This is a genomic window from Eubacterium maltosivorans (assembly GCF_002441855.2).
Lineage (GTDB): Bacteria > Bacillota > Clostridia > Eubacteriales > Eubacteriaceae > Eubacterium > Eubacterium maltosivorans.
Map to the genome: position 1 here is coordinate 432,694 of NZ_CP029487.1, position 17,462 is coordinate 450,155.

Annotated in this window: 18 protein-coding genes; 16 read left to right on the top strand and 2 right to left on the bottom strand. The window is 49.4% G+C overall.

Going from position 1 to position 17,462, the window contains the following annotated elements; translation table 11 throughout:
- Positions 1-3: 3 nt before the first annotated feature.
- Positions 4-303, bottom strand: coding sequence for an STAS domain-containing protein (locus CPZ25_RS02150; RefSeq protein WP_096919532.1), 300 nt, complete (start codon positions 301-303; stop codon positions 4-6).
- Between the two features lie 280 nt (positions 304-583).
- Between CPZ25_RS02150 and hcp the strand changes: the two genes are divergently transcribed.
- The 12 genes from hcp to CPZ25_RS02210 all read left to right on the top strand — a co-directional run bounded on the left by hcp (position 584) and on the right by CPZ25_RS02210 (position 11,349).
- Positions 584-2,146, top strand: coding sequence for a hydroxylamine reductase (gene hcp, locus CPZ25_RS02155; RefSeq protein ID WP_096919533.1), 1,563 nt, complete (start codon positions 584-586; stop codon positions 2,144-2,146).
- 126 nt (positions 2,147-2,272) lie between these two features.
- Positions 2,273-3,022, top strand: coding sequence for a GntR family transcriptional regulator (locus CPZ25_RS02160; protein ID WP_096919534.1), 750 nt, complete (start codon positions 2,273-2,275; stop codon positions 3,020-3,022).
- Between the two features lie 109 nt (positions 3,023-3,131).
- Positions 3,132-3,812 (top strand): deoxyribose-phosphate aldolase, encoded by a 681-nt coding sequence (deoC, locus tag CPZ25_RS02165; RefSeq protein ID WP_096919535.1) that lies wholly within the window; start codon positions 3,132-3,134, stop codon positions 3,810-3,812.
- A 25-nt stretch (positions 3,813-3,837) separates the two neighbouring features.
- On the top strand, positions 3,838-5,364 hold the full coding sequence (gene xylB, locus CPZ25_RS02170; RefSeq protein WP_096919536.1) for a xylulokinase: 1,527 nt from the start codon (positions 3,838-3,840) through the stop codon (positions 5,362-5,364).
- A gap of 138 nt (positions 5,365-5,502) precedes the next feature.
- Positions 5,503-5,976 (top strand): YbaK/EbsC family protein, encoded by a 474-nt coding sequence (locus tag CPZ25_RS02175; protein WP_058694784.1) that lies wholly within the window; start codon positions 5,503-5,505, stop codon positions 5,974-5,976.
- A 5-nt stretch (positions 5,977-5,981) separates the two neighbouring features.
- Entirely contained in the window at positions 5,982-6,713 is a 732-nt protein-coding gene (locus CPZ25_RS02180; RefSeq protein WP_096919537.1) for a class I SAM-dependent methyltransferase, read from the top strand.
- Between the two features lie 50 nt (positions 6,714-6,763).
- Positions 6,764-7,180 carry a DUF5684 domain-containing protein gene (locus CPZ25_RS02185; protein ID WP_243129375.1) on the top strand — a complete coding sequence of 139 codons (417 nt, stop codon included), beginning with the start codon at positions 6,764-6,766 and terminating at the stop codon, positions 7,178-7,180.
- Positions 7,181-7,324: 144 nt separating this feature from the next.
- Complete coding sequence (locus CPZ25_RS02190; RefSeq protein WP_058694781.1) at positions 7,325-8,161, top strand: Mrp/NBP35 family ATP-binding protein; 837 nt, start codon at positions 7,325-7,327, stop codon at positions 8,159-8,161.
- 177 nt (positions 8,162-8,338) lie between these two features.
- Positions 8,339-9,061 (top strand): AzlC family ABC transporter permease, encoded by a 723-nt coding sequence (locus CPZ25_RS02195; protein ID WP_096919539.1) that lies wholly within the window; start codon positions 8,339-8,341, stop codon positions 9,059-9,061.
- Complete coding sequence (locus tag CPZ25_RS02200; protein WP_096919540.1) at positions 9,058-9,387, top strand: branched-chain amino acid transporter permease; 330 nt, start codon at positions 9,058-9,060, stop codon at positions 9,385-9,387. Before CPZ25_RS02195 ends, CPZ25_RS02200 begins: the two co-directional genes overlap by 4 nt.
- 30 nt (positions 9,388-9,417) lie before the next feature.
- Positions 9,418-10,122 carry an ABC transporter ATP-binding protein gene (locus tag CPZ25_RS02205; protein WP_096919541.1) on the top strand — a complete coding sequence of 235 codons (705 nt, stop codon included), beginning with the start codon at positions 9,418-9,420 and terminating at the stop codon, positions 10,120-10,122.
- A 39-nt stretch (positions 10,123-10,161) separates the two neighbouring features.
- A complete protein-coding gene (locus CPZ25_RS02210) occupies positions 10,162-11,349 on the top strand; it encodes a winged helix DNA-binding domain-containing protein (RefSeq protein ID WP_096919542.1) in 1,188 nt (395 codons plus the stop codon).
- 44 nt (positions 11,350-11,393) lie between these two features.
- Here CPZ25_RS02210 and CPZ25_RS02215 read toward each other — a convergent pair whose 3' ends face one another.
- Positions 11,394-12,128 (bottom strand): FadR/GntR family transcriptional regulator, encoded by a 735-nt coding sequence (locus CPZ25_RS02215; RefSeq protein WP_096919543.1) that lies wholly within the window; start codon positions 12,126-12,128, stop codon positions 11,394-11,396.
- Positions 12,129-12,393: 265 nt separating this feature from the next.
- Here CPZ25_RS02215 and lctB point away from each other — a divergent pair, with 265 nt between their 5' ends.
- Genes lctB through CPZ25_RS02235 form a run of 4 tightly spaced genes read left to right on the top strand, consistent with a single transcriptional unit; the run spans position 12,394 to position 17,366 of the window.
- Positions 12,394-13,185 (top strand): lactate dehydrogenase subunit LctB, encoded by a 792-nt coding sequence (gene lctB / locus CPZ25_RS02220; protein WP_058694775.1) that lies wholly within the window; start codon positions 12,394-12,396, stop codon positions 13,183-13,185.
- A 15-nt stretch (positions 13,186-13,200) separates the two neighbouring features.
- A complete protein-coding gene (lctC, locus tag CPZ25_RS02225) occupies positions 13,201-14,424 on the top strand; it encodes a lactate dehydrogenase subunit LctC (RefSeq protein ID WP_096919544.1) in 1,224 nt (407 codons plus the stop codon).
- A 2-nt stretch (positions 14,425-14,426) separates the two neighbouring features.
- Entirely contained in the window at positions 14,427-15,827 is a 1,401-nt protein-coding gene (gene lctD / locus CPZ25_RS02230; protein ID WP_058694773.1) for a lactate dehydrogenase subunit LctD, read from the top strand.
- A gap of 12 nt (positions 15,828-15,839) precedes the next feature.
- Positions 15,840-17,366, top strand: a complete 1,527-nt coding sequence (locus CPZ25_RS02235; RefSeq protein ID WP_096919545.1) for an L-lactate permease — start codon at positions 15,840-15,842, stop codon at positions 17,364-17,366.
- Positions 17,367-17,462: the final 96 nt, after the last annotated feature.

A 17,462-nucleotide genomic window follows, 5' to 3' on the forward strand; every position in this document is an offset into this window, starting at 1 on the left:
GCATTATTCCACACAAAAAATGCTGTCAAGTTTTGTCATTTTTAACACAGACAGAACGCTGTTGTTTAGATTTTGAAGCTTCATGCTTCCCTTTTTTGCAGCCATTTTTTTGTGGAGACTCAGCATAGCTCGGATACCCGCGCTGGAAACATAGTCGATTTTTTCTAAATTTAAAACTAAAGTATCTATATTGTCAATAGCTCCTGAAAGCTCCTGCTCCAATTGTGGGCCGCTGATGGTATCGATTCTGCCTTCAAGGGCAGCGTATAGCGTTTTTTCCTGTATCGTGGTTGTTATGGTCATGATAAATCCTCCGTTCCAATATGCAGATAGTATTATATATATTTTATCACCATGAGTGATTAACGGACAAGGAAATATTAAAAGTTTGATAAAATCTTGATAATTTCATAAATGTTCTAAAAGTTAATATAAAAAAGAAAAGTTGAAAACAAAATATCGAAAAAACCCTTAAGAAATCTCGTTTTTCTTCACAACTATTGCATATGCAACATACATTTTCGGTGAAGGTGGGTATACTTGATAACAAGTCAAAGAAATAAGTTATCAAGGAGGAATACAAATGTCAATGTTTTGTTTTCAATGCGAACAGACTGCTTTAGGAAAGGGCTGCACAAAAAAACAGGGGGTTTGCGGCAAAAAAGACCACACCGCACATTTGCAGGATGAGCTGACAGGCGCTATGATCGGTCTGGCGCGGGTGATGGAAAGGGAAGAAGCACCCAATGATGAAGTCAGCAAGCTGGTGATGAAAGGATTATTCACCACTGTGACCAATGTTAATTTTAATGATCCCACCATTAAAAAACAGGTGGACGACCTGCACAATCTGCAAAAAGCCATTGGCGGCGAAATCCGTGATTTTGATATGCAGGAGCTTTGGGATGCCAATGAAGATATCCGTTCTTTAAAATCTCTGATCCTGTTTGGTCTGCGCGGTATGGCAGCCTACGCTTATCACGCTGATGTACTGGGGTATCACAATGAGGATGTCAACGCTTTTTTCCTGACCGCTTTGCGGGCCATTGGCGGCGAAGAGGACATGGATACCCTGCTGGCGCTGGTCATGGATACCGGCAATGTTAACCTGCAGTGCATGGCCATGCTGGATAAAGCCAACACAGAAACCTACGGAACACCTGAGCCGACAGAGGTTTCCATGACTGTTGAGAAGGGGCCGTTCATCATCATCACAGGCCATGACCTGCACGACCTTTATCTGCTTCTGGAACAGACAAAGGACAAGGGAATCAATATTTATACTCACGGTGAAATGCTCCCTACCCATGCATATCCAAAACTCAAGGCTTACCCACACCTTAAGGGAAACTTTGGCACCGCATGGCAGAACCAGCAAAAGGAATTTGACGGGGTGCCGGCGCCCATACTCTACACCACCAACTGTCTGATGCCCGTTAAGGATTCTTACAGTGACCGTGTTTTCACCACCGAAGTGGTCTCATACCCTGAAATGGTACATATCGGTCCAGACAAAGATTTTACACCTGTCATCGAAAAAGCTCTGGAGCTGGGCGGTTATCCGGAAGATCATAAGATGACCGGCATCAATGGGGGATCCGTATTGACGACGGGCTTTGCGAGAGGAACCGTACTTTCTGTGGCCGACAAGGTCGTAGAGGCTGTAAAGGGCGGCGACATTTCTCATTTCTTCCTGGTTGGTGGCTGTGACGGCGCGAAACCGGGACGGAACTACTACACTGAATTTGTCAAGCAGACTCCAGACGATTCCATTGTTCTGACACTCGCCTGCGGAAAATACCGGTTCAACGATTTAGACCTTGGCACCATCGGTGGTCTGCCGAGAATCATGGATGTCGGACAATGTAATGATGCTTACTCTGCCATCCAGATCGCACTTGCCCTGGCAGACGCCTTTGACTGTACGGTCAATGAACTTCCTCTCACACTGGTATTGTCCTGGTACGAACAGAAAGCCGTCTGCGTATTGCTGACATTGCTGTCTCTTGGCATCAAAAATATCTACCTTGGACCAACACTGCCGGCTTTTGTATCTCCGAATGTATTAAATGTGCTCGTTGAGCGTTTTGGCCTGACACCCATCTCCACTCCAGAGGAAGACCTGAAAAAGATTCTTGAAAAATAAACAGCATGGCTAGCCCGGATAATTCTCCGGGCTTTCTTTTAAGGGGCAGCAATGTCATGACATATGGACATTTTATAAAAAATGCGCTATACTAGATAGTAATGACATAGGAAAGGCGATTATAATATGGAATTATTTGATCATCAACTCGATAAAAATATACCGGTGCCGCTTTATTACCAGCTCAAAACACTGCTGGAGGAGTACATCGAAAAAGAGCACACCAATTATGAAGAACCCATCCCAACGGAAATGGAGATCAGTGAGGCTTTTGGAATCAGCCGTCCGACAGTACGCCAGGCGATCAACTCGCTGGTGGTGGAGGGAAAGCTCTACCGCAAAAAGAGCAAGGGTACCTTTGTGAACCGTCCAAAGATTCACCAGAATTTCCTGGAATCGATCCAGAGTTTTAACGAGGAAATGAAGGAAAAAGGACTGACGCCTAAAACCGAAGTACTGGGCCTGGAGGTGGTGGCCTGTGACGAAGAGGTGGGACGCGCCCTGCAGCTTGAGGTGGGGACAGAGGTCGTGCGGCTTGAGCGTCTGCGCTATGCAGACGGAGAGCCCATTGTCCACGTGGTCAGCCATCTGCCTTACAGCCTGTGCGGTGAAATGCTGGAAAAGGATTTTACCCGAGTCTCCATGTATCATGTGATGGAGGCCGAGCTGGGTATGACCATTGACTATGCCACCAGACGCCTGGAGGCCATATTGGCAGACAGCTCGACCGCTAAAATCCTGGGGATCAGCAAGGGTTCCGCAATCCAGTATATTCAGACCATCGCCTACCTGACCGACGAGACGGCAGTGGAATACTCTAAAGCCTATTATCGAGGGGACAGGAGCCATTTCACCTTTAAATTAAAACGGAATTAACCTTAAAAAGGGCCGGCATTTGCCGGTTTTTTCTTTTTGTGCTTGACACTCATACAATGTGATGTTATTATGTAAATACATAAGAACAATAATTGAAGTGAGGATTTATATGAAAACATTAACTGTTAAAGAACTGGCAGGTTATTTTGACCATACGCTCTTAAAGGCCTTTGTCACGGATGAGGATTTTAAGAAGCTGTGTGATGATGCCGATAAGTACGGCTTTAAGATGGTTGCCATCAATTCGGCCCCGGTAGCACTGTGTAAGGAGTACCTGAAGGATTCACCTGTGCATGTGGGCGCAGCCATCAGTTTCCCCCTCGGTCAGACAACCATTGAAACCAAGGTTTTTGAAACTGAAAACGCCATTGCAAACGGCGCGGACGAAATCGATTATGTCATCAACATCGTGGAGCTGAAGAATAAGAATTATGACTATATCAAACGTGAAATGGAAGCCATTGTGGCAGTCTGCCGTGAAAACGGCGTGCTGTCAAAGGTTATTTTTGAAAACTGCTATCTGACAAAGGATGAGATTGTAAAGACTGCTGAGATCGCCAGAGAGGTGAAGCCGGATTTTATTAAAACCTCAACAGGTTTTGGTACAGGCGGAGCGACCGTGGAGGATGTAAGGCTTATGAAATCCGTTGTCGGCGATACTGTAAAGGTCAAGGCTGCCGGCGGTATCCGAGACCTTGAGACCTGCCTGGCGATGATCGAAGCTGGTGCAGAACGGATTGGCAGCAGCAGCAGTATTGAAATTACAGAAGCTTACGCTAAAACATTATAATAATCATTTTTGAGGAGAGGTTAAAATGAAAAAATACTTACTGGCACATGATTTGGGAACATCCGGAAACAAGGCGACTCTGTACAGCACAGAAGGGGAACTGGTCAAAAGCTGTGTGCACAGCTACGACATGCTTGTCAGCAATAATAACTGGGTTGAACAGCGCCCCGAGGATTTCTGGAACGCTGTCTGCATATCCACAAAAGAGCTGGTGCAGGATATCGATGTGAACGACATTGCCGCCATATCCTTCAGCGGCCAGATGATGGGGTGCATCTGCGTGGATAAAGAGGGCAAGGCGCTTAGAAACGCTTTGATTTGGGCAGACATGCGCGCCACAAAGGAAGAGGAAATGATTCGCGAGCGCATCAGCGAGGAAGATTTTTATCATCTCACAGGCCATAAAATCAGCCCGTCCTACGGCGGCCAAAAGCTGATGTGGGTTAAAAACAACGAACCGGAAATCTATGAAAATACCTATAAAATGCTTAACTGTAAGGATTATATTATCCTCAAGCTAACCGGGAAATTTGTCACCGAGTATACGGACGCTTCCTCCACCAACCTGTTGGATTTAAACAAGCTGGAATGGTCCGACCGCCTTCTGGAAGTCATGGGGATTGACCGTGAAAAAATGCCGACGCTGTTAAAATCCACAGACGTTGCGGGAACCGTAACAGATGAAGCGGCCGGAGCCTGTGGGCTGGTTTCAGGCATTCCTGTTGTCTGCGGCGGCGGCGACGGCGTCTGCGCGGCTGTTGGCACCGGCTGTACCAAGGAAGGCATTACCCACAGCTGTATGGGTACATCCTCATGGATTTCGATCACGACTGAAAAGCCAATCTATGATGAAGAAATGCGCACCTTTACCTGGGCGCACATTGTGCCGGGCTATGTATTGCCAACTGGGACCATGCAGTGCGGCGGTGGCTCTTACAGCTGGTTTACAAAGGAGCTGTGCAAGTACGAGAGCCTGTTGGGTGAACAGCAGGGCGTCAGCAAGTATGACCTTCTGGATCAGGAAATCGGCGATTCTAAGCCAGGAGCCAACGGACTGCTGTTTCTGCCATACCTGATCGGCGAGCGAAGCCCGCGCTGGAATCCGAAGGCAAAGGGCGCCTTTATCGGTCTTAAAATGGAAACTGAAAAGAAGGACATGGTGCGCGCGGTGCAGGAAGGCGTTGCCTTTAATCTGGGCGTGGTCATGGATGTCTTTAAGGGCAAGGGTGTCAAAATTGACGACATGATCGTCATTGGCGGCGGTGCTCAGAGCGATGCCTGGCTCCAGATTTTAGCCGATGTTTACAATATTAATATCCAGAAGCCAAACTACCTGGAAGAAGCGACCTCCATGGGAGCTGCCATTACTGCAGGTGTGGGCGTTGGCGTCTTTGAAAATTTTGACGTCATTGACAAATTCCTGAAAATTGAGGAAACAAAGGTGCCAAACAGCGATAATCAGCCGGTTTACAGCGCTATGAAACCAATTTTTGACGAAGCTTATTTTGCGCTGACCGGCGTGTTTGACAAGCTTTCAGAATTTACAAAATAAATAAAAAGAGCCCAGGGACAGCGCGGACGATAAAGCCGCGCTGTTTTTTGTGTGCCGTGCGGTGATAGCGCTTGCATTTGCGGTAAATTCGCGGTAAACTGGTAAGGTATCATATAAGGTAAGGATTGGAGTGAAAAAATGGCAGTAGATAAGGTAAAGGCATATTTTAAACAGTACGGTATGGAGGATCAGGTTAAAGAGCTGACAGCTTCGACCGCCACCGTTGAGCTGGCTGCAGAAGCTGTAGGTGTGATTCCGGCCCGTATCGCAAAAACACTGTCTTTTAAACGTTATGACGAGTGTATTCTTGTTGTGGCAGCAGGCGATACAAAAATTGATAATCGTAAATTCAAGGAAGAGTTTGGCATTAAGGCAAAAATGCTGTCGCCGGATGAGGTTTTGGAATTTACAGGCCACGCGGTCGGCGGTGTGTGCCCCTTTGGCATTGAAAACCCGGATGTGGAGGTTTACCTGGATGACTCTCTCAAGCGCTTTGACACGGTGTTTCCAGCGGCTGGCAGCAGTAATTCCATGATCGAGCTTTCCTGTGACGATCTGTTTCAGTATTCCGGCGCGCTGAGCTGGGTGGATGTGTGCAGGCTTAAGGAGTAAGCAGTATGAAAGAAAATAAATACGATGATGACGTATTTTTTAAAAAATACAGCGAAATGAGCCGCTCCCGCCAGGGCTTGGCAGGCGCAGGGGAATGGTCTGAGCTGCAAAAGCTTTTGCCGGATTTTAAGGACAAGCGCGTACTGGACTTAGGCTGCGGCTATGGCTGGCACTGTCTGTACGCGGCAGAGCATGGCGCGGCCAGCGTGCTGGGGGTGGACATATCTGAAAAAATGCTGAAAACAGCGCGGAAGAAAAACAGTCACGAAAGAATCTGTTATCAGCAGTGCGCCATGGAAGACCTGGATTTTAAAGAGGACGCCTTTGATGTGGTGATCAGTTCGCTGGCGTTTCACTATATACAGGACTTTTCCGCTCTGGTAGAAAAAATAAGCCGCTTTACCGCCACTGGCGGTGATTTTGTCTTTTCAGTGGAGCATCCTGTGTTCACCGCCTATGGCACGCAGGACTGGTATTACGACGACGCGGGTGAGATTCTGCATTTTCCCGTAGACAATTATTATTATGAAGGTAAAAGAAAGGCTGTTTTTCTGGGAGAAGAAGTGACCAAGTACCACCGGACACTTACGACCTATCTCGATACACTGCTTAAAAACGGTTTTGAGCTTCATCGCATCGTTGAGCCCCAGCCTCCCGCGGAAATGCTCGATTTACCTGGGATGAAGGATGAAATGCGACGGCCCATGATGCTGCTGGTTTCCGCAAAAAAGAAATAAAAAGCTTTGGAAGCATATGGTTTTAAAAAGAGAGAGGAGCGATGGCTTTGATGACGATAATGCCACTTTTAATGCTGCTGTGGTATATTTTGATTTTGGCAGCGGGCTGGAAGATGTTCGAGAAGACTGGCGAACCAGGCTGGAAGTCCTTTATTCCTTTCTATAATGAGTACACCGTGTACAAATTTTCGTGGAATACAATGCTCTTCTGGGTTAATCTTATTTGTGTGGTGCTGAGCAGATGGCTCGGCGGCAGCGATATGGGCATTCTTACCCTAATTGCCGGCGTCATGAGCCTTGTGTCAGTGGTCTTATACATTGGCATCAGCTATAAGCTGGCGCAGTCCTTTGGGCAGGGCGTGGGCTTTACTATAGGCCTGATGATACTGCGGCCGGTTTTTATTTTGATTCTCGGCTTTGGCAGTGCGGATTATATCGGTCCAGAGGGAAACCGTTTTTTACATTGATTTGGGCATTTGCCCAAAAAGTAGTTAACAAAAGCTGAAAGATATGTTATAATAAGGCTCAAATGAGTTTAGCCATTGCCGTCAGGAAGCTCTTTCTGACGGCGATGTCATTTTATAAGATTTTTGTTTGAAGGAGTGAATGAAATGGTTGATGAAGAAAACTGCACCCATGACTGCAGCACCTGCGGCTCAGACTGTGACGAGCGTGAAGGCGGCGCACCAGACTTTTCAGTCAAGGCGCATCCCTGGAGTCAGGTTAAAAAAGTAATTGGCGTTGTCAGTGGAAAGGGCGGCGTTGGTAAATCCCTCGTAACCTCTACACTGGCGGTACTGCTCAGACGCAAGGGCTTATCTACCGGTATTCTCGATGCCGATATTACAGGTCCCTCCATCCCCAAGGCTTTTGGGATTACCCAGAAGGCCCAGGGAAGCGATAAGGGCATTTACCCGGTTAAGACAAAGACCGGCATTGATTTAATGTCCATGAACCTGCTTTTGGAAAACGACACCGATCCTGTTGTCTGGAGAGGCCCGGTAATCGCCGGCGCGGTAAAGCAGTTCTGGAGCGATGTTATCTGGGAATACGAGGACTATCTGTTTGTGGATATGCCGCCGGGAACCGGTGACGTGCCGCTCACCGTATTCCAGTCACTGCCCATCAACGGGATTATCATCGTGACCTCTCCTCAGGAGCTGGTATCCATGATCGTTGAAAAGGCTGTAAACATGGCAAACATGATGAACATTCCTATTTTGGGCGTTGTTGAAAACATGAGCTATGTAGAATGCCCGGACTGTGGTAAAAAGATTGCTGTATTTGGCGAAAGCCATATTGACGAAGTCGCAGCGGAAAAGGGCCTGAAGGTTCTGGCCAAGCTGCCGATCGACCCGGAAACCGCCTCCTTGGTGGATGCCGGCAAAATTGAGGACTTTAAGGGCGACTGGCTGGACGGCGCGGCAGACGTTGTCGCGAGCTTATAAAATTGAGAATGCAGGATTGAGAATGGAGAATTACAGGAGCAAAATGCATTGGCATTTTGTATTTAGACAGCGGCCAATGGCCGCTGCTCTATTCGTTTTTGCCGCAGGCAGGAGCGTCCCATAATTCTCCGTTTTTCATTTTCAATGCTTCATTAAAAAGAATTTTGCGGAGGGCATATGAAAAAAACACTTGAAAGCGCATTCGTCACCACCCTTCCGGTCCTGTTTGGCTACCTGTTTACCGGCATTGCCTTTGGGCTGCTTTTAAGCAAAGCCGGCTATGGCGTGTTGTGGGCAGCGCTCATCAGCACGGTGGTGTACGCGGGCTCCATGCAGTTTGTACTGGTAACCTTTTTTGACGGCGGGCTGAGCCTGTTCACCATGGCCATGATGACCTTTGCCATCAATATCCGCCATTCCTTTTACGGGCTTTCCTTTATTCAGAAGTTTAAGGAAATGGGAAAGCGGCGCCTGTACATGATCTTTTCACTGACCGATGAAACCTATTCGCTGCTTTGCTCGGCAAAGACACCGAAGGGGGTGGATGAAAAGCAGTACTATGTGGCCATCGCCCTGATGGACCAGATTTACTGGATAATTGGCAGTGTGCTCGGCTCGGTGGCGGGCGCGCTTATCACCTTTGATACCACAGGCATCGACTTTGCCATGACAGCCCTGTTCATTGTTATTTTTGTTGAGCAGTGGCTGGAGGCAGAAAACCATCTGCCAGCCCTGGTCGGCCTGGCCGCTGGGATTGTCTGCCTTTTGATCTTTGGTCCCGGCAGCTTTATTCTGCCATCCCTTTTGAGCTCAGTGCTTTTGCTGATGCTTCTTAAGGCGCGGCTGGACGTGACAGAAAAAGCCCATAATGCCGCTGAAGAACAGGAGGATGCGCAATGATTGGAGGTTCACAGGCTTTTTTAATTGTGGCGGTGGTGGCAGTCTGCACCTTTATCACCAGAGTACTGCCCTTCGCGCTTTTTGGGCGTAAGGATCCGCCGGAATGGGTGCTGTACCTTGGCAGGATTCTGCCCCCGGCGGTCATTGCGATTCTGGTGGTATACTGTTACCGCAATGTGGCCATGAATGCCTGGCCCTTTGGCCTGCCGGAGTTTATTGCCATGGCAGCTGTGGTGGCGCTTCATGTCTGGAAGCGGAATAATCTTATCAGCATTGGGGTGGGAACCGTATTGTATATGGTTTTAATTCAGGTTGTTTTTGTATAATAAGGAAAACAGCGATAAGGGGTAGTATCAATGAGAAAATTTGTCGAATTTAACGATGTCTATAAACGTTATAAAATGGGCGAGGTGACCATCAACGCTGCCAACGGCATTTCCTTTGGCATCGAGGAGGGTGAGTTCGCCATTGTGGTTGGGCCCAGCGGCGCCGGAAAGACAACCGTGCTCAACATACTGGGCGGCATGTCCGGATGTGACGAGGGACAGGTGTTTGTGGGCGATAAGGAGGTCTCCTCGCTGAACGCCAGAGAGCTGGCAACCTACAGGCGCTATGATACCGGCTTTGTCTTTCAGTTTTATAACCTGATCCAGAACCTGACCGCCGTGGAAAATGTCGAGCTGGCGACTCAGATCTGCAAGGACCCTATGGATGCCAGAGAAACCCTGGCGAGTGTGGGGCTTGAGGATCGTATGGACAACTTTCCATCCCAGCTCTCCGGCGGGGAACAGCAGCGTGTGGCCATCGCGAGAGCGCTGGCAAAGCGGCCAAAGCTGCTGCTCTGTGACGAGCCCACTGGTGCCCTGGATTACAGCACCGGTAAAAATATTTTGAAGCTTTTGCAGGATACCTGCCAGCGGGAAAAAATGACGGTTGCCCTCATCACCCACAACCAGGCCATCACCCCCATGGCGGACCGGGTTATTAAGATGAAGAACGGCAAGGTTGAGGATATGTACCTGAACGCCGAGCCCATGCCAGTCGAATTGATCGAGTGGTAGGGGGATACGTCGTTTCGACGTACCCCAATGGAGAGGCTTATGAGTATAGAGACAGAACAAATCCGAAGCCATCGGCTGAGAGCACATCATCTGGATAAAAAACAGCCCATGACAGGCATGACTGCCGCCGCTGGCGCCTGCGGCTTTCAAAATTCACCGCCAGGCGCCTGGGAAACCGCATTGTTTAACCGGCTGGAGGGCTGCACACTGCAGGCGGCGCAGAACGCCCTGTATCTGGAAAAAAGTTTGATACAGGCCTGGAGCTTTCGCGGCGCGCCTGTGGTTTTTCCAACAGAGCAAAGCGCAGTCTTTCTGACCGCGCTGAGGGCACAGGAGGGGGAAACGCCGTGGATATACACACGGGGAATCACCGCCGCCCTTGATTTTTTGCAGATGTCTTTTGAGGATTTACTAAAGCGGACAGAGAAAGCCGCAGAGTGTCTGGACAATCGTGTCATCAAAAGCAAGGAAGCCCTGGACAGAACACTGGCGGAGGTCATTGAGCGCGAACTGCCCGAGGAAAAGCGGGCGCTCTGGCGCGCGCCGTCCATGTACGGCAGCCCTGACCGGCAGACTGTTGGGGGAGCGGCGGTTTCTTTCCTGCTGCGCCCCTGTTCCTTTGCGTCACTGGTGGTCTTTGGCAAGCGGCAGGGCATCTGCCCAACCTTTACCTCGTTTAAAAACTGGACAGGCGGCCTGCCGGAGCATACACCGGACGCCGAAAAGACCTTGGTGCGTAAATTTCTGCATTGCTATGGGCCGTCCACGAAGGAGGGCCTGATGGCCTGGCTGGGCTGTTCCCCGAGACAGGCAAAGCGCCTGTGGCATACCATCTCGGATGAAATGGAACCGGTCACGGCGGGGAAAAAAGCGGCCAGCATATTGTCGGCGGACCGGGACAGCCTGCTGCGCTCAGAAAAGAGCGGTGACCGGCTGATTCTGCTCGGCCCGCATGATCCTTATCTTGACATTAAGGACAGGCAGGTTCTTTTAGAGGATAAAGGGCTCCAGAAGCAGGTATGGAAAACCGTCGGCAACCCGGGCGTTGTGCTGAAGGGCGGCCGGGCAGCCGGTATATGGAAAGCAAAAACACAGAAGGACAAGGTGGAGATTTCAATACGTTTGTTTGAGGCCTTTCGGGCTGCAGAAAAGAAGGCGGTCGAGGAACTGGCCGGAGAATACGCAGATTTCAGAGGGCTTGGTCTGAGTAGCTTTCATATAGAATAAACCGGACAGATAAAAGAGGTACGTCGAAACGACGTACCTCTTTTTTAGTCTTCCTCTGTATTCTTAATGTCGACGGCCCTTTGAACCTCGGTCACAAAATCCTCGATGAAGCTCATATGGGTGAGCATGGCCCGGGCGGCGGCATCGGGGTCATGCTTACGGATGCTGGCAACAATGTCGCGGTGCTGTCTGTTGATGGCTGAGGCGCTTACTTCCTCCATGAGGATAAGCGTGCGCATGTCCTTGATCAGCTCCTCAATCAGGGTGGAGGCCGAGTTTAAGACATCCTTGATGAGCTTGTTGCGGGAGTAAAGCGCGATGGAATCATGAAGCTTTTTATCCAGCTCGGCACTTTTAGCTTCATTTGGCTCGCTTTCGATGGCAGCGCAGATTTCCTCCAGCCTCAGGATATCCTCCCTGGTGGCGTGAATGGCAGCCAGCTTGGCCGCCTCGATCTCCAGGGAACGCCTGAGCTCGTGGATTTCTGTGACCTTGCCGTCGTTCAGCCAGAACATAATGGATAAGGGCTGGGTGAGGGTGTTGTCAAAATCTTCAGTAATGAAATTGCCCTCGCCCTGGCGGCAGTGTACCAGGCCGATCATTTCCAGAGCGCGGATGGCCTCCCGCACGGTTGCGCGGGAAACACCCAGCTGTTCGGACAGCTGGCGCTCGGAGGGGAGTCGGTCGCCACTCTTTAACTGCTTGGTGACAATGTTATATTTAATCTGCTCTAAAATCTGCAAATATATTTTTTTCTGTGGTATTTCAGTATACATCATTCATTCTCCTAAGTTTATCAATTAATTTTATCACAGGAGAACTTATTTTACAAATAATAAAAGAAAATAAAAATGCCTGAAAACGGCTAAATCATGCGGATTTTTGTGATTTTATTTCGTAAAAACAAAAGATTGTTAAAAAATAAACATGAAAACGAGTAAAAAATCCTTGACATTCCTTTACAAAGATTCTATAATGAAATCAACTTAAGTGGTCAGACCACTTACCATTGAAAGTTTAAAAAGGAGTAATTAAGGAGTCATTATGAAAACTTTAGTGTGTATTAAACAGGTACCGGGTACTTCCAATGTCGAAGTCGATCCGGAAACAGGTGTATTAATCCGTGATGGTATTGAATCAAAAATGAATCCCTATGATTTGTACGCTTTGGAAACAGCGCTACGTCTGCGTGAAGACCTTGGGGGGACAATCACCACATTGTCTATGGGGCCCATGCAGACAAAGGAAGTGATTTATGAATCCTTCTACATGGGCGCCGATGACGGCTGTCTTTTGTCAGACCGTAAATTTGGCGGCGCCGATGTGGTAGCCACCAGCTATACACTGGCTCAGGGAGCCAAGAAGCTGGGCGATTTTGACCTGATCATCTGCGGTAAGCAGACAACCGACGGCGACACCGCACAGGTTGGCCCGGAAATGGCTGAGTTTTTGAGCATTCCACATGTTACAAACGTTGGTAAAATACTGCAGGCCGATGAAAAGGGCCTGACGGTTCAGATGAACATGGAGGACACAGTTGAAATCCAGCATGTGCCTTATCCCTGCCTGATCACCGTTGACAAAGACATTTATACACCAAGACTGCCCTCCTACAAGCGCAAACTTGACCTTGAAAAAACACAGGAAATTAAGGTTCTGACCCTTAAAGACATGTATGACACCGATGAAAAGAACTATGGCTTGAACGGCTCCGCCACACAGGTCGAACGGATTTTTCCACCGGAAAGCAATGTGGAAAAAACCACCTATGAGGGCAGCGGAAAAGAAGTTGCCCAGGCGCTGTACGGCATTTTGGCTGAAAAGAAATATGTATAAAAGGGGAGAGATAAAATGGCTGGAATTAAAGTAATCAATGAAAACTGCGGACAGGAGATCTTCGATCAGTTTAATGAAATTTGTCCGTTCGGGGCCTTTACTTTTGAAAATGATAAGATGGAAGTAACCGCTGCCTGTAAGATGTGCAAGCTGTGCCTGAAAAAAGGCCCTGAAGGCTATGTAGAACTGGAAGAGGATGAAAAGGAAGCGGTTGACAAGAGCAAATACCGCGGCGTTACCGTCTATGTAGACCATGTGGAAGGGAAGATCCATCCGGTAACACTCGAACTGATCGGAAAGGCAAAGGAGCTGGCTTCCGTCATCGATCACCCGGTATATGCCCTGTTCATCGGCCACAACATTGGTGACAAGGCCAAAGAACTGCTGCACTACGGCGTCGATAAGGTTTTTGTCTATGACGACGCCCGCCTGGCGCATTTCTCCATCGAGCCTTATACTAACGCCTTTGAAGACTTTATCCGCAAGGAAAACCCATCCTCGATCCTGGTGGGTGCGACCAACGTGGGCCGTTCGCTGGCACCGCGTGTGGCGGCTCGCTTCCGCACCGGCTTAACTGCAGACTGCACCATCCTGGAAATGAAGGAAAACACCGATTTAGTCCAGATTCGTCCGGCTTTTGGTGGGAACATCATGGCTCAGATCGTCACTGAAAACAACCGCCCGCAGTTCTGCACAGTGCGCTACAAGATTTTTTCAGCGCCGGAACGTTCTGAAGAGGCCAAGGGTGAGATTGTGAATATGAAATTAGAAGAAAAACGTTTTGCCTCCGCCATCGAGGTTCTTGAAATCATTAAGAAGGAAAAAGGCTTTGACATTTCTGAGGCCGATGTCATCGTTGCGGTTGGCCGTGGGGTCAAGAGTGAAAAAGACCTGCCAATGGTCCAGGAATTCGCAGACGCCATCGGCGCGAAAATGGCCTGTACCCGCCCGAATATCGAAAATGGCTGGTTCGACCCGCGTCTGCAGATTGGCCTGAGCGGGCGTACGGTTAAGCCTAAGCTGATCATCGCTGTGGGTGTGTCCGGCTCAGTCCAGTTCGCCGCTGGTATGCAGAACTCCGAATACATTGTGGCCATTAATAATGATAAGAACGCATCCATCTTTAACATTGCCCACTGTGGTATTGTTGGGGATTTGTACGAAGTCATCCCTGAGCTGATGGAAGAAATACGAAACAATAAAAATGTGAACGAAACCCTGGAAAGTGAGGCTGTATAACCATGGATTACAAAAAAGTTGATGAAAAGGACGTTGAATATTTAAGAACCCTGGTGGATGCGGACCGCATCCTGGTAGGGGATGAAATCTCTGAGGATTACAGCCATGACGAGCTGGGCACTGTTGCTAATTATCCGGAAGTGCTGATGCGCGTGCTCTCCACCGAGGAGGTTTCCGCCATCATGAAATATGCCTATGAACAGAACATTCCTGTGGTGGTCAGAGGCTCGGGCACTGGTCTGGTGGGCGCATGCGTGCCCATCTATGGCGGCATCATGCTGGAAACCACACTGATGAACAATATCCTTGAGCTGGATACAGAAAACCTGACAGTGACCGTGGAACCCGGCGTGCTGCTCATGGAGCTTTCCAAATTTGTGGAAGAAAACGACCTGTTCTACCCACCGGACCCAGGTGAAAAATCAGCGACCATCGCGGGCAATATCTCCACCAACGCTGGCGGTATGCGCGCGGTAAAATACGGCGTCACCCGTGACTATGTCCGCGGTCTTACCGTGGTCATGCCAAATGGGGAAGTGCTGGAGCTTGGCGGAAAGATCGTTAAAAACAGCTCCGGCTACAGCCTAAAGGATCTGGTCATCGGCTCGGAGGGAACTCTGTGCGTGATTACAAAGGCTGTACTTAAGCTGCTGCCCCTGCCTAAAAAAACCCTGAGCCTTCTGGTGCCTTTCGATACCTTTACAGAAGCGGCTGCCGTGGTGCCAAAGATCATCAAATCCAAAGCCATCCCGACAGCCATTGAGTTTATGGAACGCCAGACCATCCTCTTTGCCGAAGATTTCTTAGGTAAGAAATTCCCGGATACCAAGAGCAATGCCTACATCCTGCTCACTTTTGACGGCAACACCAAAGAACAGGTGGAAGCAGAGTATGAAGTGGTGGCAGACCTCTGTCTGAGTGAGGGGGCAAAGGATGTGTATATTGTCGATACTGACGAGCGTAAGGACTCTGTCTGGAGCGCCCGCGGCGCTTTCCTGGAAGCCATCAAGGCATCTACCACTGAAATGGACGAATGTGACGTGGTGGTCCCGAGAAACCGTGTGGCAGAATTCATCAACTACACCCACGACCTTGAAAAGGAACTGAACATCCGAATCCCGAGCTTTGGCCATGCCGGCGACGGCAACCTGCACCTTTACATCTGCCGTGATGAGCTGGGTGAAAAGGAATGGGAAGAAATGCTGGACACCGCCATGGATAAGCTTTACGCCAAATCCCTTGAGTTTGACGGGCTGGTTTCCGGCGAGCACGGCATCGGCTATGCCAAACGAAAATACCTCTTTAACGACTATGGCGAATATGAAATGGGTCTGATGGACGGCATCAAGCATGCTTTTGACCCGAAGAATATTCTGAACCCTAAAAAAGTCTGCCAGATGTAAGGGGGTATGGAGATGGACAACATTTATGTTCTTTTCATATTGGCGCTCATCCCCATCATTTGGTTGATTGTTTCACTGGGTGTGATGAAAATACCAGGGCATAAGGCCTGCCCCGTGGCCCTGGTGATCACCCTGGTTCTCAGTATACTGGTCTGGAAAATGCCAGCGCTTGACAGCTTTACCGGTGCCCTTGAGGGCATTGTCATGGGGCTTTGGCCCATTGTCTACATCATCATCGCGGCGGTGTTTACCTACAACCTTACCACTTATTCGGGCAGCATGGAAACCATTAAAAACATGATGACTGGCGTGTCCTCAGATAAACGCATCCTCGTACTCATACTGGCCTGGGGCTTCGGCGGCTTTCTGGAAGCCATCGCGGGTTTTGGTACCGCGGTGGCCATCCCGGCTGGCATCATGGCCTCTCTCGGCTTTAATCCCATCTCGGCAGCGGTCATGTGCCTGATCGCGAACACCACGCCGACAGCCTTTGGGGCCATTGGCCTGCCCGTCACCACGCTGGCCCAGGTAACGGACCTGAATGTAATGCAGCTGTCCTATACGGTTTCCATCCAGCTTTTTGTGCTCATTCTCATTATTCCGTTTGTACTGGTCATGCTTACTGGCGGGGGATTCAAGGCCATTAAGGGTGTGTTTGGCATCACTTTAATCTCTGGGCTGGCCTTTGCCATTCCTCAGATTTTTGTGGCGAAGTTCCTTGGAGCAGAGCTTCCCGCCATTGTGGGGTCACTGATCTGTATGGGCGTGACCGTTCTGGTCGCCAAGAAGTTTTATAACAAGGAGGAAGCTGCCGGGGCTGTGAAGGTCCCCCTGAAAACTGCCTTCATGGCCTGGCTGCCCTTCATTCTGGTTTTTATTTTTATCATCCTCTGCTCATCGCTGTTCCCGTTTATCAGTGAGCCGCTGGGCAGCATCAAAACCTCAATTCCCATTTATACCGGAGAGGGCGCGAAGCCCTACACCTTTGCGTGGATCGCCTGTCCGGGAACCCTGATCATCCTTGCCACCTACCTGGGCGGGCTGCTGCAGGGGCTGAAGTTCAGAGAAATTTCTGTTGTGTTTGGTAAAACCATCAAACAGATGGGAAAAACAGCGATCACAGTTTGTTCCATTGTAGGCCTGGCCAAGGTTATGGGCTACAGCGGAATGATCACTTCCATCGCCATGGTACTGGTGGCCGTTACAGGCGGCTTTTATCCCCTTATCGCGCCCATCATCGGTGCGCTCGGTACCTTTGTGACAGGAAGCGATACCTCGGCCAACGTCCTTTTTGGCGAGCTGCAGGTACAGGCGGCTGGCTCCATCGGGGCAGACCCCTTCTGGATCGCGGCAGCCAATATGGCTGGCGCTACAGCCGGAAAAATGATTTCACCCCAGAGTATCGCTGTTGCGACAGCGGCCACTGGGTTAATTGGTCAGGAAGGCAAGATCCTAACCTCGACCATGAAATTCTGCGCGGTGTATGTCGTGATTATCGGCATCGTAGTATTCTTCGGAGGCCCGCTTTTAGGCTTCTGATAAAATCGTATGACAAATTTTACCTGAGAGAAGGAACCGCCCAGCGCAACGGACGGTTCCTTTTCTTTTTATGTGTTTTTTACGCGGCGTCCCTGC

Excerpts from the sequence above, each read along its gene's own strand:
- CPZ25_RS02150 (WP_096919532.1), bottom strand. The coding sequence starts at position 303 with ATGACCATAACAACCACGATACAGGAAAAAACGCTATACGCTGCCCTT.
- hcp (WP_096919533.1), top strand. The coding sequence starts at position 584 with ATGTCAATGTTTTGTTTTCAATGCGAACAGACTGCTTTAGGAAAGGGC.
- CPZ25_RS02160 (WP_096919534.1), top strand. The coding sequence starts at position 2,273 with ATGGAATTATTTGATCATCAACTCGATAAAAATATACCGGTGCCGCTT.
- deoC (WP_096919535.1), top strand. The coding sequence starts at position 3,132 with ATGAAAACATTAACTGTTAAAGAACTGGCAGGTTATTTTGACCATACG.
- xylB (WP_096919536.1), top strand. The coding sequence starts at position 3,838 with ATGAAAAAATACTTACTGGCACATGATTTGGGAACATCCGGAAACAAG.
- CPZ25_RS02175 (WP_058694784.1), top strand. The coding sequence starts at position 5,503 with ATGGCAGTAGATAAGGTAAAGGCATATTTTAAACAGTACGGTATGGAG.
- CPZ25_RS02180 (WP_096919537.1), top strand. The coding sequence starts at position 5,982 with ATGAAAGAAAATAAATACGATGATGACGTATTTTTTAAAAAATACAGC.
- CPZ25_RS02185 (WP_243129375.1), top strand. The coding sequence starts at position 6,764 with ATGACGATAATGCCACTTTTAATGCTGCTGTGGTATATTTTGATTTTG.
- CPZ25_RS02190 (WP_058694781.1), top strand. The coding sequence starts at position 7,325 with ATGGTTGATGAAGAAAACTGCACCCATGACTGCAGCACCTGCGGCTCA.
- CPZ25_RS02195 (WP_096919539.1), top strand. The coding sequence starts at position 8,339 with ATGAAAAAAACACTTGAAAGCGCATTCGTCACCACCCTTCCGGTCCTG.
- CPZ25_RS02200 (WP_096919540.1), top strand. The coding sequence starts at position 9,058 with ATGATTGGAGGTTCACAGGCTTTTTTAATTGTGGCGGTGGTGGCAGTC.
- CPZ25_RS02205 (WP_096919541.1), top strand. The coding sequence starts at position 9,418 with ATGAGAAAATTTGTCGAATTTAACGATGTCTATAAACGTTATAAAATG.
- CPZ25_RS02210 (WP_096919542.1), top strand. The coding sequence starts at position 10,162 with ATGAGTATAGAGACAGAACAAATCCGAAGCCATCGGCTGAGAGCACAT.
- CPZ25_RS02215 (WP_096919543.1), bottom strand. The coding sequence starts at position 12,128 with ATGATGTATACTGAAATACCACAGAAAAAAATATATTTGCAGATTTTA.
- lctB (WP_058694775.1), top strand. The coding sequence starts at position 12,394 with ATGAAAACTTTAGTGTGTATTAAACAGGTACCGGGTACTTCCAATGTC.
- lctC (WP_096919544.1), top strand. The coding sequence starts at position 13,201 with ATGGCTGGAATTAAAGTAATCAATGAAAACTGCGGACAGGAGATCTTC.
- lctD (WP_058694773.1), top strand. The coding sequence starts at position 14,427 with ATGGATTACAAAAAAGTTGATGAAAAGGACGTTGAATATTTAAGAACC.
- CPZ25_RS02235 (WP_096919545.1), top strand. The coding sequence starts at position 15,840 with ATGGACAACATTTATGTTCTTTTCATATTGGCGCTCATCCCCATCATT.